Source organism: Archangium sp. (genome assembly GCF_036389735.1).
GTDB lineage: Bacteria > Myxococcota > Myxococcia > Myxococcales > Myxococcaceae > Archangium.
The window spans coordinates 1-14,001 of record NZ_DASVWK010000617.1; the positions used below are offsets into that span (position 1 = coordinate 1).

The following is a 14,001-nucleotide window of genomic DNA, read 5'->3' on the forward strand; positions in this document are numbered from 1 at the left end:
ATGTTCCCCCCGGGTGACTTCGCCCGCCTCCTCTGGACGCTCCAGCGCGCCACCGTCCTCACCGCCGCCTCGGGGGACCTCGGGCGCACGATGGCCATGCTGCTCGGGCGCGACCCGGGCGTCGAGGTCATCCCCAACGCCGTGGACACCACCCTCTTCCACCCCGGCCCGGCGGACCCCGCGCTGCGCGAGCGCCTCGGCATCCAACCCGGTGAGCTCGTGCTCGGCTTCTCTGGAGAGCTGCGCCACAAGAAGGGCGTCCCCTTCCTCCTGTCCGCCCTCACCGAGGTGCGCAAGGTGCGGCCCGCCTGTCTCCTCGTCATCGGCGAGGTGCGCGCCCGAGACCTGGAGCTCCTCTCCTCCTTTCGCGCCGAGCACCCCGAGGACGCCGCGCGCATCCTCGTGTCCGGCCGGCTCGACGCCCCCGAGGACGTGGCCGCCCACCTGCGCCTCTGTGACGTCTACCTCCAGCCCTCGCTCTGGGATGGCATGCCCAACGCGATGCTCGAGGCCATGGCCTGTGCCCGCGTGGTCATCGCCAGCGACGCGGGCGGCATCCCCGAGGCCCTCGAGCACGAGCGCAACGGCTTCCTCGTCCCCAAGGCGCTCCTCAACCACCTGGGGCAGGCGGTCCTCGACGTGCTGAGCCTCCCCGAGGAGCGAAGGGCCGCCCTGGGCGCCGCGGCCCGCGCCCGCATCGAGGAGCGCTTTCAGGCCCGGGCCGAGGCCGAGGTGCTCCAGCGGGTGCTCTCCCGCGCCATCCCGAAGGCCTCCTCGTAGGCCACCACCAGGGCCTCCTGCGCCCGCGCCCAGGTGAAGTCCCGCTCGATGCGGGCCCGCGCCTGCCGTGCCATCCGGGGGCCGAGCGCCGGGTCCGCCCTCAACGCGCGCACCCCCTCGGCGATGGCCTTCGGCGAGCCCGGGCGGACGAGCAGCGCGTGCACTCCATGTTCCGCCGCCACGCGCACCACCGGCAGGTCGCTCGCCACCACCGGCGTGCCCGAGGCCATCGCCTCCAGCAGCTTCAGCGGGCAGCACCCCTGGACTAGGTTCCGGTCGTTGGGCGGCAGCGGCACCAGCACCACGTCACAGGCATGGTGGAGCCTCGCCAGCTCCGCCTGCGGCAGCGGCTCCAGCAGTTCCACCGCGCCCGCGGCCACCAGCTCCCCGCACAGGTCGAGCAGCTCGCGGCGCTGCCGCCGGCGCGTGGGCCCCACCAGCGTGAGGAGCACTGGCACGTCCCGGCGCAGCAGGCGGCAGGCCTCGATGGCGTGGTGGACGCCCTGCCAGGAGGTCATCGTCCCGCTGTAGAGCAGGCGCACCGGCCGCTCCTCCCAGGGACGTGGCGCCTGGAAGGAGAAGAGCCCGGTGTCCACCCCGTTGGGGATGACCCGGATGCGTCCCGGCGCCGCCCCACGCGACACCAGGTGCTCCGCCGTCACCGCGCTCGGGGTGAGGAGGAGGTCCGCCCGCGCCAGACAGTAGTCCTCCTGCGCCACCAGCTTGCGCAGCAGCTCCTCGTCCTCGGCGACCGCCGGCGCGTGGTACTTCAGCTCGATGGAGGGCAGGCCGTTCACCTCGAACACCAGGCGGTCGGTGAGCGCCTCCTTGCGCCGGGCGATGGGGTAGCCCTCGAAGATGGAGCGCACGTGCACCACGGAGGCCCGGTCCCTGCCCTGCCACCACGCCGCGAGCCGCGTGCGGAAGCTCATGGCCTGCTGGATGAGATCCGCCCCCTCGACGCGCAGGGGATGGAAGCGGACGCCCTCCGGGGGCGGCTCCACCCCCTCCCCCTCGAGGGCCAGCAGGTCCACCTCGCCAAAGGCCCGCCCGAGCGCCTCGGTGAAGGCGCGGATGTGGACCGCCGCTCCCTTGGGCGCGGGGAAGCGGTCGAAGGACGCGTAGACGATTCCAGGGGAGGACACGGCCCCCCCAGTATCCCGCGTCGGGTGCGCGGCACCAAACCCCTGAGTGATTGACCCACGGGAAGGTGGGCTCCTACCATCCACCCTCCTCTCCTTATCAAAGGGCGCCAGACCTTGGCCGTCGACGTCAAACGCTTCCGCGAGGAACTCGTCCACAGCACCCGCACCTCCTGCACCCAGTTGCTCGAGGACCTGCGCTTCCTGCGCGACCTGGATGCCAACAAGGAGAAGCTGCAGGCCCGGACGTCCAAAGTGGGCTGGAGCTCCCTGGCCCTCGCGGGCATCCTGACGTTCACCGGGCTCATCCTGCTCATGCCGATCCCGGCCGCCGTGAGCATCGGCGCCTTCGTGCTCCACTCCCGCCACAAGCGGCTCAACCTGGAGAACCGGCGCTACGAGCTGGTCTCCCGGGTGGTGGAGCTGCTCAAGGCCGACATCTCCCCCTCCGAGCCGGTACAGCTTCGGATCGACCTGCGCCCGGAGACGCACGACAAGAAGCTGCGGGGCGAGAGCAAGACCCGGACCGGCTGGGACGTGAAGCATTACATCGATCCGTGGCTCACCGTGGAGGGCCGGCTGCTGGACGGGACGCACTTCCGCCTGGACATGACCGAGCGCATCGACGTGCGCAGCCGGTGGAAGAAGACCTCCCGGGGCAAGACCAAGCACAAGAGCAAGCGGCTCGCCGACTCGCTCCTCCGGGTGCGGCTCCGGGTGAAGCCCGAGCGCTACCAGCACCTCGCACGGCTCGGGCCCCGAGCGAAGGGTGCGTTGCAGCTCCCCCCTGGCACCCGGGTCAAGGGGCTCGACGTCAAGGAGGATCGCGTCGAGCTGGCGGTGCTCCTGGACTCGCCGTGGACTCCCACCGCGGAGGTCCCGCCTCCCCAGCTGAAGAAGGCCCCCATGAAGACCCTGGTGAACAGGGCCCCGGTGAACACGGCCCAGGTGGACGGCTCCCGCGTGGTGGCGATGTCGTTCTTGAGCCTCTACCAGGTCCTCAACCTCTCGCGCGCCATCGACAAGAAGGCCGCGCACTCGCCCACGAGCTGAGCCCCGCGGGCCCTCCAGGAATCCAGAACCGCATGTCCCCTCGCCACCAGTTGTTCGGAGCCTGCCAGGAGAGAGCCGGCTTTCTCTTCACGCATGACTGTCCCCGAAGCGCCACCCAGTCGTGCACCCGGTGCGCCAAGTCCATCTGCCACGAGCACAGCCGCTCCGTGGAGGAGGAGGTGCTCTGCATCGAGTGCGCCAGGACGGCGGCGCCCACGGAGCCCAGCGGCGACGACCCCTACTTCTATTCCAGCTACTACTACCGGAACTACGGCTTCTACGGGCATGGCGCCTGGGGCTCCCAGGACCTCCACGACCCCAACGACTTCACCGAGGCCGATGGAGAGGCGCTGCGTGCCGACCGTCCCGGGGACTTCGAGGAGGACATGAGCGGGAGCTGAGCCATGAGGGGAGAACGCTGGCTCCTCTACGCGCTCGGCGGAGGGATGGGGCACCTCACGCGAGCCGTGGCCCTCGGTCGCGCGGCGCGCCAGCGCGGCCACCAGGTGGAGGTGGTGACGAACAGCGCCTTCGCTGCCGGGCTGGCGCTCGAAGCGGAGCTGGGCGAGGGGCGCGTCCACCGGCTCGGTCCCGAGCTCGACAAGCACGCCGTGCGCGCGGCCTTCGAGCGGCTCCTCGCCCAGGCGGGCCCCGACGTGCTCGTGGTGGACACCTTCCCACGGGGACTCGGCGGAGAACTCGCACCGCTCCTCCCGGAGTTGAAGATCCGCAAGGTGCTCGTCCACCGAGACCTCCATCCGGACTACGTGGAGCGCTTCGGGCTCGCGCGCTTCGTCGAGGCCTATGACCGGCTCATCGTCCCCGGAGAGCCCGCCCCGCTCGCCCACCACCCGCGCGCCGTGAGTACGCCGCCGTGGCTCGTGCGCGAGGCCGGGGAGCTGCTCGACGTCACCTCCGCGCGCCAGGAGCTGCGGGTGAGCGAGACGTCAGCGCCCGTGGTGGCTGTCCTGGCCTGTGGCCAGCCCGAAGAGGTGGAGGAATACGTCGGGCTCGCGGCGATGCTCCAGCGGGAACTCGGCACGCGCGCCGCCGTCCGGTTGCTGGCCCCGTGTGCCCTCGCGTCCGTCCCCGCCCCCGTCACCTGGCTGCGGCCCTGGCCCGCCCTCGCGCTGATGCGAGGCATCGACGTGCTCGTCGGAGCGGGCGGCTACAACACCGTCCAGGAGGCGCGCGCCACGGGGACCCCCCTGGTGGCCTTCGCCCGGCCGCGGCTCTACGACCGGCAGGCGCTGCGGCTCCACTCCTCCGAGCGGGTCTCCACCTTCGAGGAGGCCCTCGCCCACGTGAGCGCGCTCCTCTCCTCCAGGGCCGGGACGCACCGCGAAGAGGTTGCGCCCGCTTACGTCAACGGTGCCCAGGAGGCGGTGCGGCTCATCGAGGAGACACGCTCCGTCAACGCTCGAAGATGACCTGCCCGCCCACCACCGTCAGCATCACCCTGGCGTCGCGGATCGTCTCCGGCGGCACGCGGGTCAGGTCCCGGTCGATGAGCACGAGGTCGGCCAGCCGACCCGACTCCAGGGTGCCCTTCTCCCCCTCCTCATAGGAGGCGTAGGCGCCCGCGGCCGTGTAGGCCCGCAGCGCGTCCTCCACGCCGATGCGCTGCTCGGGCACCCAGCCCCCGGGGTTCCGGTCATCCAGCGTCCGCCGGGTGACCGCCGCGTAGATGCCCTCCAGCGGGGTGGGCGGGGCCACGAACCAGTCGCTTCCGAAGGCCACCGTCGCCCCCGCGTCCAGCAGCGAGCGGAAGGCATAGGTCGTCTTCGACCGCTCGGGGCCGATGACCCGATCCGCCCAGCGGCCGTCATCAATGGCGTGGTAGGGCTGCATGCTCGCGATGACCCGCTGCGCGGCGAAGCGCGGCACGTCCTCCGGCGCGATGTGCTGCGCGTGCTCGATGCGGAAGCGCCGGTCGCGCGGTCCGTTCTCCTCCGCGACCCGCTTGAAGAGGTCGAGCTGGAGCCGGATGGCGCGATCCCCAATGGCGTGGACCGCCACGTGGAGGCCCGCCTTGTCCGCGCCCGAGGTCCATCGGTAGAGGTCCTCGGAGGTGTTGACGAGCAGCCCCGTGTCCTGCGGGGCGTCGGTGAAGGGCGCGAGGAAGGCCGCGGTGTGCGAGCCGAGCGAGCCATCCACGTACCCCTTGAGGGCCCCGATGCGCAGCCACGTGTCGCCCCGGCCCCGCGCCGCCACGGTGTCGCGCAGGCGCTCCCAGGTGTCGAGCGGGACGGCGGCGTAGATGCGCGTGCGCAACCGGCCGGACTGGTGCGCCCGCTCGAAGACGTCCAGCTCCTCCCAGGTGCCCATGTGTTGCACCGAGGTGACGCCCTGCTCGGCCACGTAGCGCATGGCGGCCTCCAGCGCCCGGTCCCGCAGCTCCGCCGAGGGCGGGGTCACCACGCGGTCCACGAGCGCCTGGGCATTGTCCTTGAGGATTCCGGTGGGCTCGCCGCCCGGACCCCGGACGATGGAGCCGCCGGCCACCTCCGGTGTCACGGCCGTCACGCCCGCTGCCCGGAGCGCCGCGCCGTTGGCCAGGCTCATGTGTCCATCCAGGCGGTTGACCCACACCGGGTGGTCCGGCGTCACCGCGTCAATCCACTCGCGGCGCGGCAGCTCGCCGCCCCACAGCTCGTGGTCCCAGTCCCCGCCGGTAATCCATGTCCCCTTGGGCACGGTGGCGGAGAAGGCCTTGATCCGGGCGATGAACTCGGCCGGCGTCCTCGCGTCGCGGAGCTGCACGGAGGCGAGCCGGAAGCCACCGTCGACGAAGTGCACGTGCGCATCGTTGAAGCCGGGGACGAGCAGCCGCCCCTTCGCGTCGATGACACGCGTGCTGGGGCCCAGATGCCGCTCCACCTCGGCACGCGAGCCCACGGCGACGAGCCGCTCGCCGCGCGTGGCCACGGCCTCGGCCCAGGGCTGGCGCGGGTTCCCCGTCCACACGCGGGCATTGAGGATGGCCAGGGTGGCCGGAGCCTCGGCCTCCGCGGACGGCGCCGTCCGAGGAGCCATCGCACAACCCACCAGGCAGAGGGTGAGGAGCACCCCCACCATCGAGCGCATCGTCGGCATCTCCAGCTCCTCGGGTATCAATGAATGAGGTGGTACACCTGCTCCAGAATCGCCGCGCACAAGAGCCCGCCGTAGGTGCCCAGCACGTAGCCGGCCACCGCCAGCATCACGCCTACTGGAGCGAGCGCCGGGTGGAAGGCCGCCGCCACGATCGACGCCGAGGCCGCCCCGCCCACGTTGGCCTGGGAGCCCACCGCGGCGAAGAAGATGGGCGCCCGCAGCAGCCGCCGCGTCCCCAGGATGAAGGCCGCGTGTACCGCCATCCACACCACGCCCACCGCCACCATCGCGGGCGCGTCCAGCAGCCGCCGGAAGTCGGCCTTGGCGCCAATGGTCATCACCAGCACGTAGAGGAAGAGCGCGCCGATGCGGCTCGCCCCGGCCCCCTCCAGCCGGCGCATCGGGGTGAACGACAGCGCCACGCCCACCGTGGTCACCAGGATGACCACCCAGGTGAAGCCCGTGATGATGGTGCCGATGTTCGGCAACTGCTTCGCCACCCACGTGCACACCACCGTGGAGCCCAGGCCAATGGTGAGGATCCACACCAGATCCATCAGGCTCGCCGGCCGCAGCACCGAGGCCTGGAAGCGCTCCACCTGCTCGCGCACCACGTCGATGGCCCGCCGGTCCGCGCCCATGCGGGCATCCATCTCGCGCTCCCGGCCCGCGAAGTAGAGCAGCACCGCCGTCCACATGTTCGACACGCCCACGTCCACCACCACCATCATGCTCAGCGTGCTGTCACTCGCCCCGATGCTCTGCCCGATGGCCACGAAGTTGGCGCTGCCGCCAATCCACGAGCCGCTGAGCGCCGCCAGCCCCTTCCAGGCCTGATCCCCGAGATCGGCCGGCATCAGGTGGCCCAGCAGCAGGTACGCGAGCGGCCCGCCCACGATGATGCCCGCCGTCCCCGCCAGGAAGAGCAACACGGCGCCGCGCCCCAGCCGAGAGATCGCCGGCAGGTCCATCGACAGCACCTGGAGCACCAGGCTCGCCGGCAGCAGGTACGCCGACACGAAGCCGTAGAGCTCGGACTGCGTGGGGATGAGGCCCGTGTTCGACAGCAGCGTGGGCACGAAATAGACGAGCACCAGGATGGGCAACACCCTGAAGACGCGTGCCCCCACGGGGTGCTGCTCGGCGAGGAACAGCAGCGACAGCACGGTGAGCAGCACCGTGAGCACCGCCATGGGGTTCTGGATGAGCGGCTGCGTCATGGAAAGGGCTGAGGCTCCACGCCAAGCCCGTGCCCGTCACCCAGCAGGATGCGCCCGTCCACCACGGGGTGCCCGCGGAAGGGGTCCGCCGAGATGAGCAGGTTGCCGTCCAGGTCCAGCCAGTCCACCAGGGGCCCCAGTTGCGCCGCCGCCGCGATGCCCAGCGACGTCTCCACCATGCACCCCAGCATCACCTTCAGCCCGCAGGAGCGCGCCGTCTCGATGAGGCGCAGCGCCTCGCGGATGCCGCCGCACTTCTGGAGCTTGACGTTGATGCCGTGGTAGCCCTCGGCCAGCTTCGGCACGTCCGCCGCCATCATCACCGCCTCGTCCGCCACCAGCGGCAGCGGCGAGCGCTGACGCAGCCACTTCGCCCCCTCCACGTCCGCGGCCGGCAGGGGCTGCTCCACCAGCTCCACGCCCTGCGTCGCCATCCACTCGATGTGCTTCAGCGCCTCCTCCGGGCTCCAGGCCTCGTTGGCATCCACCCGCAGCGTCTTCGGGGTAGCGGACCTCACCGCGCCGAACATCTCGCGCACCGACTGGGCGCCGAGCTTGATCTTCAGGCTGGGGTACGGTGCCGCCTCGCGCACCTTCTGGGCCATCGTCTCCGGGTCGTCGATGCCGATGGAGAACGACGTCACGGGCATCCGCGCCGGATCCAACCCCAGCATGCGGTGGAGCGGAGCCCCGAGGCGCTTGCCGGCCAGGTCATACAGCGCGATGTCCAGCGCCGCCTTCGCCGCGGAGTTGCCCGACAGGGCCGCCTCGATGCGCTCGGAGAGGACGCGGAAGTGCCGCGGATCCCCGTCCAGCACCGGCGCGAGCTTCTCGAGGGCCTCGGTGACGGTCTCGGCGGACTCGCCATAGCGCACGTTGGGGGCGGCCTCGCCCCGGCCCACCAGCTCCCCGTCATGCACTTCGACGAGCACGTTGCGCTTCGAGGTACTGGTGCCTCGCGAGATGGTCCAGGCGTGGCGGAGGGGCAACTCGACGGTTCGGACTTTCAGGGACAGTGGCATGTGGGGGGCCTCTCTGGGCCCGCCATTACCACAGGCCGGGGGGCCGCGAAGCCTGTTCCTCTCCCACCGAAAACGTGGAGTCCGGACGGCAGGCATGGACGGCCCCGGGGACTTCCATAGACTGTGCGCATGCGTCCCCTGCTCTTCGTCCTCGCCCTCCTGGCCATGCCGGGTTGCGGCCATGCCGCCGGCCAGCCCCGAAGCGCCCCGCCCCCAGCGGCCGGGGAGATGCGCGCACTGCTCGCCGAGCTCATCGCCGTGGACACCTCCAACCCGCCGGGCAACGAGGCCGCCGCCGCCCAGGTGGCCGCGCGCTGGCTGCGCGAGGCCGGCATCGAGTCCCAGCTCGCCGAGCCCGCCCCCGGACGCGCCCACCTCCTCGCGCGGCTGAAGGGTACCGGTGCCGGACGTCCCGTGCTGGTGCTCGCCCACCTGGACACGGTCCCCGCCCGGCGCGAGGAGTGGGCCTCCGACCCGTGGGTACTCACCGAGCGCGAGGGCCTCCTCTACGGGCGGGGCGTCCAGGACAACAAGGGCATGGTCGCGGCCAGCGTGCTGGCGCTGCGGCGGCTGAAGCGCGAGGGGGTGAAGCTCTCGCGCGACGTGGTGCTGGTGCTGAGCGCGGACGAGGAGGTGGGCTCCTCCGGCCACGGCATCGAGTGGCTGCTGGAGCACCACCCCGAGCTGCGCGAGACGGAACTCGCCATCAACGAGGGCGGCCTCACCGAGCTGACCGCGGACCGGAGCCGGGTGCGCTTCGTCAACCTCCAGGCGGCGGAGCGGGTGTCGCGCAACGTGGTGCTGCGAGCCACCGGGCCGGGCGGACACTCCTCGGTGCCTCCGGCCGCGCCCAACCCGATGGTGCGGCTGGCGGCGGCGGTGGCGCGCGTCGGGGCCCTCACCTTCCCTACCCGGCTCACCCCCGTCACCCGGCTGAACGTGGAGGGCCGCGTGAAGGTGACGGAGGGCGAGCTGGGCGAGGCCCTGAAGCGACTCGCGGCCTCGCCGGACAACCCGCCCCAGGAGGCGGTGGACGCCATCGCCCGGCTGGAGCCGGCCCTGGCCGCCGTGCTGCGCACCACCTGCGTGCCCACCGTCTTCCACGCCGGCACGCGGCCCAACGTCATCCCCGCAACCGCCGAGGCCACCGTCAACTGCCGGCTGCTCCCGGACGAGGACATCCAGTCCTTCCGCGCCCGGCTCGTCGCGGCGGTGAACGACAGCGACATCCAGGTGGAGCTGAACATGACGCCGCCGGACTCGCCCGCCTCGTCGGTGGGCGATAACGCGATGTTCCGGGCCGCCACGGCCGCCGCCGCCAAGGTGTGGCCGGGCGCCCCCGTCTTCCCGCGCATGTCCACCGGCACCACCGAGTCCACCGCGCTGCGTCGGGCGGGCATCCATGCCTATGGCATCGACCTCTTCGCCCTCACGCCGGACGACGCCCGCACGGCCCATGCCCCCAACGAGCGCATCCCCGTGGCCTCGCTCCAACCGGGCGCCGAATTCGTCTATCAACTCCTACGGGGGCTGACGAAGTGAGCCCCTGGACCCCTCCCCCGACAGCACCCGAGCAAGCCCCATGAAGACCCTGACGAACACACGTCTCCCGCTGTATCTGGTCGTGCTGGCTTCGACGTTGACGGCCTGTGCGTGGAGAGCACGGCCCACCCCCACGGAGGACGGTCCGGTGGCGAAAATCTGGAGGAAGAGCGCCCAGGCGCGTGACTTCGAGCGCTTCACCCGCCAGGGCACCGCCCTCAACCCCGAGGGGGCACTCGAGCTCGACGCGGCCTCGGCCCTCACCACGGCGGACCCCTTCCCCTCCCACACGCCGCCCGAGGCGGGGACGCCGGTGGCCGCTGGTAGCTATGTCTTCGGCAGCGCCCGCTCGGAGGAGCACGCCCTGGCTGGCGGCTTCAACAACGTGGTGCCTTCCTTCGACGTCCTCACCCCGCCCGGGACGTGGGTGCGGCTGACGCTCGCCGCGCGCGTGGAGGGCCAGTGGACGAAGGACTACGACTTCGGCGTCTGGGCCTTCGACCAGGGCACCGTGGTGCGCCACAGCAGGGACCGCCAGGAGGACGAGCAGGGCCGCGTCTTCACCGACACCCTCTCCCTGAAGAAGAAGGCGGACGCGCTGCGGATGACGGTGTGGCTCTTCTCCTCCAAGCCCGGCGTGAGCCCGCGCGTGCGCGCGCTGACGGCGGCGATGACGGACACCGGCCGCACGCCCTCGGAGGACGCCTCGGACAAGCGCGCCTGGGGGAAGGTGCTGGACGTGCCCGGCCGCTCGCAGATGCTCTATCCCCCGGATGGCGGCGCCTGGTGCTCGCCCACTTCGACCTCCATGGTGCTCGCGTACTGGGGCAAGCAACTGGGCCGGAACGATCTCGTGGTGCCGGTGCCCGTGGCGGCCGAGCACACCTACGACAAGGTGTACCAGGGCACCGGCAACTGGCCCTTCAACACCGCCTATGCCTCCGCGATCGGAGACGGAGCCCTGCACGGCCTGGTGGCGCGCTTCGACTCGTTCTCGCAGGTGGAGCGGCTCATCGCCGAGGGCATCCCGGTCAGCATCAGCATCGCCTTCGAGAAGGACGGGCTGACGGGCGCGCCCATGTCCCGCTCGGACGGGCACCTCATCGTGGTGAAGGGCTTCTCGCCGGAGGGGGACGTCATCTGCAACGACCCCGCCTTCCCGAGCGATGAGACGGTGCACGTGACGTACAAGCGCGAGGAGCTGCTCAAGGCGTGGAACCACTCGCGCCGCTCGGCCTATGTGCTGTGGCCCGCGGGCACCGCCCTGCCTCAGGACGCGTTCACCTTCGTGCAGTGAGGCGCTAAAGGGGGGCTGGCGATGTTCGCCAGCCCACGGGCGTTCTGACCCGCGTTCCAGGGTTTCCCCGGATGTCCGTGCAGGGGCTCATACTCCTCCCAGTGGTGTGCATCCACGCTGGGGGAACACATGAAGCGCCGCGAGTCCGATCACAGGTGGTTCAATCCAGGAGTCCACGCGAGGCCGTACGCCCTGGCGCTGTTCGTCCTGATGCTGTGGCCCACCACCGGTTGCGGGCCCGTGGAGGACTCCACCGAGCCGCCAGCCTCCGGAACCGTGGAACAGGAGGTCGTCGCCGACAACGGCCTGGCCACCAACGGGCTGGCCTTCAACGGCCTGGCCACCAACGGCCTTGCCACCAACGGCCTGTCCAGCAGTGCCTTCGCTTCCTGGTTCCGGTCCAACCCGGCGATGGCCGAGCAGGTGATGGGCTACGTCGTCCGCTGCGCCGTCCCCTCCGGACAGACGCGCACCTACAAGGACTCCACCACCGGCCGCACGTATACGTGGACGGGAAGCCTGGGGCTGACGCCAGCGTGGGCCAGCGGCACGCCCGCCACCGAGACCGAGCAGCAGCTCGTCTCCGCGTGTCTGGCCGCCCACGCCAACAAGTACGGCGTGAGCGTCCCCATCTCCGTGCTGGGCCGCAACGCGAATGGGGCCGCCATTCCCTACACCACCGATGAGCTGAACACGTTCCCCAAGCGCGAAGGCTGCTTCTTCGGCAACCTCTTCCGCGACCAGGGCATCTACGTCGGCAGCGAGGGAAACCTGCTCGGCGCCAGCCAGAGCAGCGTGCGGGCCTGCTCGCTCGCCAACAACTCGGGAGGCGTGCGCACCCCGTGCGCACCGCTCCAGTACGCCGGACACTGCTCCGCCTCGTGCACGCTGGACAGCTCGGGGCTGTACTACGCGTCCTGCACCTACGGGGGCATCACCTACCGACCCCTGACGACGCGGCTGCGCGACCAGGAAATCTACACGTGCGGTGACGGGACCTGTCAGCGCACCGAGTCGTGTGGGACGTCCAACCAGTACAACAACTGCGGGTTGGATTGCGGCACCTGCCGCTGAGCCTCCTCCGGGGGTGCTACTCCTTCAGCTCCACGCTGTGGGCCTGCACCATCCGCCAGCGCCCGTCCCGCCAGAGGGCCACGTCCGTGAAGGCGCCGATGCTGAGCACGGTGGTGCCGTCCTCCAGGCGCACCCGTGCCCGCTGCGTGCCAGTGAGGATCCCCACCTCCCCGTAGACGCGCGTCCGCACCCCCTCGCCCTCCACCGACAGGAGGGTGCCTGGAATGGCCGCCACGCTGGCGATGAACGCCTCGCGCTCCACCGGCGGGCTGCCGGGCACGTGCAGCACGAAGTCCTCGGCGAGGATGCGCCGTAACGCGTCGGCGTCCTTGGCCTCGAGGGCCTCGAACATGTCCTTCTCCAGTTGGAGCAGTCGGGCCTCGTCGGGTGGGTGCATGGAGGCTTCTCGCGGGAGGTGGGTACAGGCCAGGAGTGGGAGGGCCAGCAGGAGCAGGCGGTCCATGGAGGCCCAGCCTGCCACAAAGAAGAAAGGGGCTGCCCCCCTCGCGGAGGACAGCCCCTGGACTTCAGGCGACGAAGGCGTGGACTACTTCACGGCCTTCACGCGCTGGCGCTTCTCGGTGTGGTGGCCCTCGGCGGGAGCCTCGGCCTCGGCCGCGGGCACCGCGGCCACCGCCGGCTTGCCGATGCCGTACTTCTCCAGCACCTGCCGCTCCACTTCCTTGGACACCTCCGCGTGGTCGCGCAGGTAGTCCTTCGCGTTCTCGCGGCCCTGGCCGATGCGCTCTCCCTTGAAGGAGAACCAGCTGCCGCTCTTCTCGACGATGCCGTCGTTGGACGCCAGGTCGATGAGGTCGCCCTCACGCGAGATGCCCGAGCCGTACATGATGTCGAACTCGACCTCCTTGAACGGAGGCGCCACCTTGTTCTTCACCACCTTCACGCGGGTGCGGCTGCCCACCACGTTGTCGCCATTCTTGATGGCGCCCACGCGGCGGATGTCCAGGCGCTGCGACGCGTAGAACTTCAGCGCGTTACCGCCCGTGGTCGTCTCGGGGTTGCCGAACATCACGCCAATCTTCATGCGGATCTGATTGATGAAGATGACGCACGTCTGGCTCTTGCTGATGGTGCCCGTGAGCTTGCGCAGCGCCTGGCTCATCAGGCGGGCCTGCACGCCCATGTGCGCATCGCCCATCTCGCCCTCGAGCTCGGCCTTCGGCACCAGCGCCGCCACCGAGTCCACCACCAGCACGTCGATGGCGCCCGAGCGCACCAGCATCTCGGCGATTTCCAACCCCTGCTCGCCCGTGTCCGGCTGGCTCAGCAGCAGGTCATCGGTGCGCACGCCCAGCTTGCGCGCGTAGCCGATGTCCATCGCGTGCTCGGCATCGATGTAGCCCGCCACGCCGCCGCGCTTCTGCGCCTCGGCCACGATGTGGAGGCTGAGGGTCGTCTTACCGGAGGACTCCGGCCCGTAGATCTCCACGATACGACCCCGGGGCACACCGCCGACGCCCAAAGCGATGTCGAGCGAGATGCTTCCCGTCGAAATGGCCTGAACATCCCGGACCAGCGGCTCCTCGTTTCCGAGCCGCATGATGGACCCCTTACCGAACTGGCGCTCCACGGTGGACATCGCCAGTTCGATCGCCTTCTCCTTCTCTGGATTCACGGCCATTTCGTCTTGCTCCTTGCGTATGCGGCGAGCCACCCCGGCTCACCTGAACTCACGTTTAGTACGCGATGGGAAAACCCTAGTCCATCCGTCTGACATGACCCAGAACGTTCAGCGTCGTGTCCGCACGAGCAGC

13 protein-coding genes are annotated in these 14,001 nt (G+C 70.7%); 7 read left to right on the plus strand and 6 right to left on the minus strand.

The genetic code is table 11. The features are described 5' to 3' along the window. A partial coding sequence (locus VF794_RS21695) for a glycosyltransferase (RefSeq protein ID WP_331113375.1) occupies positions 1 to 780 on the plus strand: 780 nt, incomplete at its 5' end. Here the strand turns inward: VF794_RS21695 and VF794_RS21700 are convergent. Beyond that, a complete protein-coding gene (locus VF794_RS21700; protein ID WP_331113377.1) occupies positions 711 to 1,925 on the minus strand; it encodes a glycosyltransferase family 4 protein in 1,215 nt (404 codons plus the stop codon). The genes VF794_RS21695 and VF794_RS21700 overlap by 70 nt on opposite strands. Before the next feature lie 114 nt (positions 1,926 to 2,039). Here VF794_RS21700 and VF794_RS21705 point away from each other — a divergent pair, with 114 nt between their 5' ends. The 3 genes from VF794_RS21705 to VF794_RS21715 are packed head-to-tail and all read left to right on the plus strand — an operon-like array spanning position 2,040 to position 4,405. Beyond that, entirely contained in the window at positions 2,040 to 2,975 is a 936-nt protein-coding gene (locus VF794_RS21705; RefSeq protein ID WP_331113379.1) for a hypothetical protein, read from the plus strand. Between the two features lie 32 nt (positions 2,976 to 3,007). Further along, positions 3,008 to 3,376 carry a hypothetical protein gene (locus VF794_RS21710; RefSeq protein ID WP_331113381.1) on the plus strand — a complete coding sequence of 123 codons (369 nt, stop codon included), beginning with the start codon at positions 3,008 to 3,010 and terminating at the stop codon, positions 3,374 to 3,376. Between the two features lie 3 nt (positions 3,377 to 3,379). Continuing rightward, positions 3,380 to 4,405, plus strand: coding sequence for a hypothetical protein (locus tag VF794_RS21715; protein ID WP_331113383.1), 1,026 nt, complete (start codon positions 3,380 to 3,382; stop codon positions 4,403 to 4,405). Here the strand turns inward: VF794_RS21715 and VF794_RS21720 are convergent. From VF794_RS21720 to VF794_RS21730, 3 genes are read right to left on the minus strand one after another with little or no spacing between them, the layout of a single operon-like run. Beyond that, positions 4,389 to 6,071, minus strand: coding sequence for an amidohydrolase (locus tag VF794_RS21720; protein ID WP_331113385.1), 1,683 nt, complete (start codon positions 6,069 to 6,071; stop codon positions 4,389 to 4,391). The genes VF794_RS21715 and VF794_RS21720 overlap by 17 nt on opposite strands. Positions 6,072 to 6,088: 17 nt before the next feature. Beyond that, complete coding sequence (locus VF794_RS21725) at positions 6,089 to 7,291, minus strand: DUF819 domain-containing protein (protein WP_331113387.1); 1,203 nt, start codon at positions 7,289 to 7,291, stop codon at positions 6,089 to 6,091. Continuing rightward, complete coding sequence (locus VF794_RS21730) at positions 7,288 to 8,313, minus strand: dipeptide epimerase (protein ID WP_331113389.1); 1,026 nt, start codon at positions 8,311 to 8,313, stop codon at positions 7,288 to 7,290. The genes VF794_RS21725 and VF794_RS21730 overlap by 4 nt, the downstream gene beginning before the upstream one ends. A gap of 129 nt (positions 8,314 to 8,442) precedes the next feature. On the opposite strand from VF794_RS21730, the gene VF794_RS21735 reads away from it, so the two are divergent. The 3 genes from VF794_RS21735 (at position 8,443) to VF794_RS21745 (ending at position 12,226) form a co-directional block, all read left to right on the plus strand. Next, positions 8,443 to 9,855, plus strand: coding sequence for a M20/M25/M40 family metallo-hydrolase (locus tag VF794_RS21735; RefSeq protein WP_331113391.1), 1,413 nt, complete (start codon positions 8,443 to 8,445; stop codon positions 9,853 to 9,855). A gap of 40 nt (positions 9,856 to 9,895) precedes the next feature. Next, positions 9,896 to 11,152, plus strand: coding sequence for a peptidase C39 family protein (locus VF794_RS21740; RefSeq protein ID WP_331113393.1), 1,257 nt, complete (start codon positions 9,896 to 9,898; stop codon positions 11,150 to 11,152). A gap of 129 nt (positions 11,153 to 11,281) precedes the next feature. Continuing rightward, a complete protein-coding gene (locus tag VF794_RS21745) occupies positions 11,282 to 12,226 on the plus strand; it encodes a hypothetical protein (RefSeq protein WP_331113395.1) in 945 nt (314 codons plus the stop codon). A 16-nt stretch (positions 12,227 to 12,242) separates the two neighbouring features. On the opposite strand, the gene VF794_RS21750 is transcribed toward VF794_RS21745, so the two are convergent. Both VF794_RS21750 and recA read right to left on the minus strand, forming a co-directional pair. Continuing rightward, positions 12,243 to 12,623, minus strand: a complete 381-nt coding sequence (locus tag VF794_RS21750; protein WP_331113397.1) for a nuclear transport factor 2 family protein — start codon at positions 12,621 to 12,623, stop codon at positions 12,243 to 12,245. 150 nt (positions 12,624 to 12,773) lie between these two features. After that, positions 12,774 to 13,868: a recombinase RecA gene (gene recA, locus VF794_RS21755; RefSeq protein ID WP_331113399.1), complete on the minus strand. Its 1,095-nt coding sequence runs from the start codon at positions 13,866 to 13,868 to the stop codon at positions 12,774 to 12,776. Positions 13,869 to 14,001: the final 133 nt, after the last annotated feature.

Excerpts from the sequence above, each read along its gene's own strand:
- VF794_RS21710 (WP_331113381.1), top strand. The coding sequence starts at position 3,008 with ATGTCCCCTCGCCACCAGTTGTTCGGAGCCTGCCAGGAGAGAGCCGGC.
- VF794_RS21715 (WP_331113383.1), top strand. The coding sequence starts at position 3,380 with ATGAGGGGAGAACGCTGGCTCCTCTACGCGCTCGGCGGAGGGATGGGG.
- VF794_RS21720 (WP_331113385.1), bottom strand. The coding sequence starts at position 6,071 with ATGCCGACGATGCGCTCGATGGTGGGGGTGCTCCTCACCCTCTGCCTG.
- VF794_RS21725 (WP_331113387.1), bottom strand. The coding sequence starts at position 7,291 with ATGACGCAGCCGCTCATCCAGAACCCCATGGCGGTGCTCACGGTGCTG.
- VF794_RS21730 (WP_331113389.1), bottom strand. The coding sequence starts at position 8,313 with ATGCCACTGTCCCTGAAAGTCCGAACCGTCGAGTTGCCCCTCCGCCAC.
- VF794_RS21735 (WP_331113391.1), top strand. The coding sequence starts at position 8,443 with ATGCGTCCCCTGCTCTTCGTCCTCGCCCTCCTGGCCATGCCGGGTTGC.
- VF794_RS21740 (WP_331113393.1), top strand. The coding sequence starts at position 9,896 with ATGAAGACCCTGACGAACACACGTCTCCCGCTGTATCTGGTCGTGCTG.
- VF794_RS21745 (WP_331113395.1), top strand. The coding sequence starts at position 11,282 with ATGAAGCGCCGCGAGTCCGATCACAGGTGGTTCAATCCAGGAGTCCAC.
- VF794_RS21750 (WP_331113397.1), bottom strand. The coding sequence starts at position 12,623 with ATGCACCCACCCGACGAGGCCCGACTGCTCCAACTGGAGAAGGACATG.
- recA (WP_331113399.1), bottom strand. The coding sequence starts at position 13,868 with ATGGCCGTGAATCCAGAGAAGGAGAAGGCGATCGAACTGGCGATGTCC.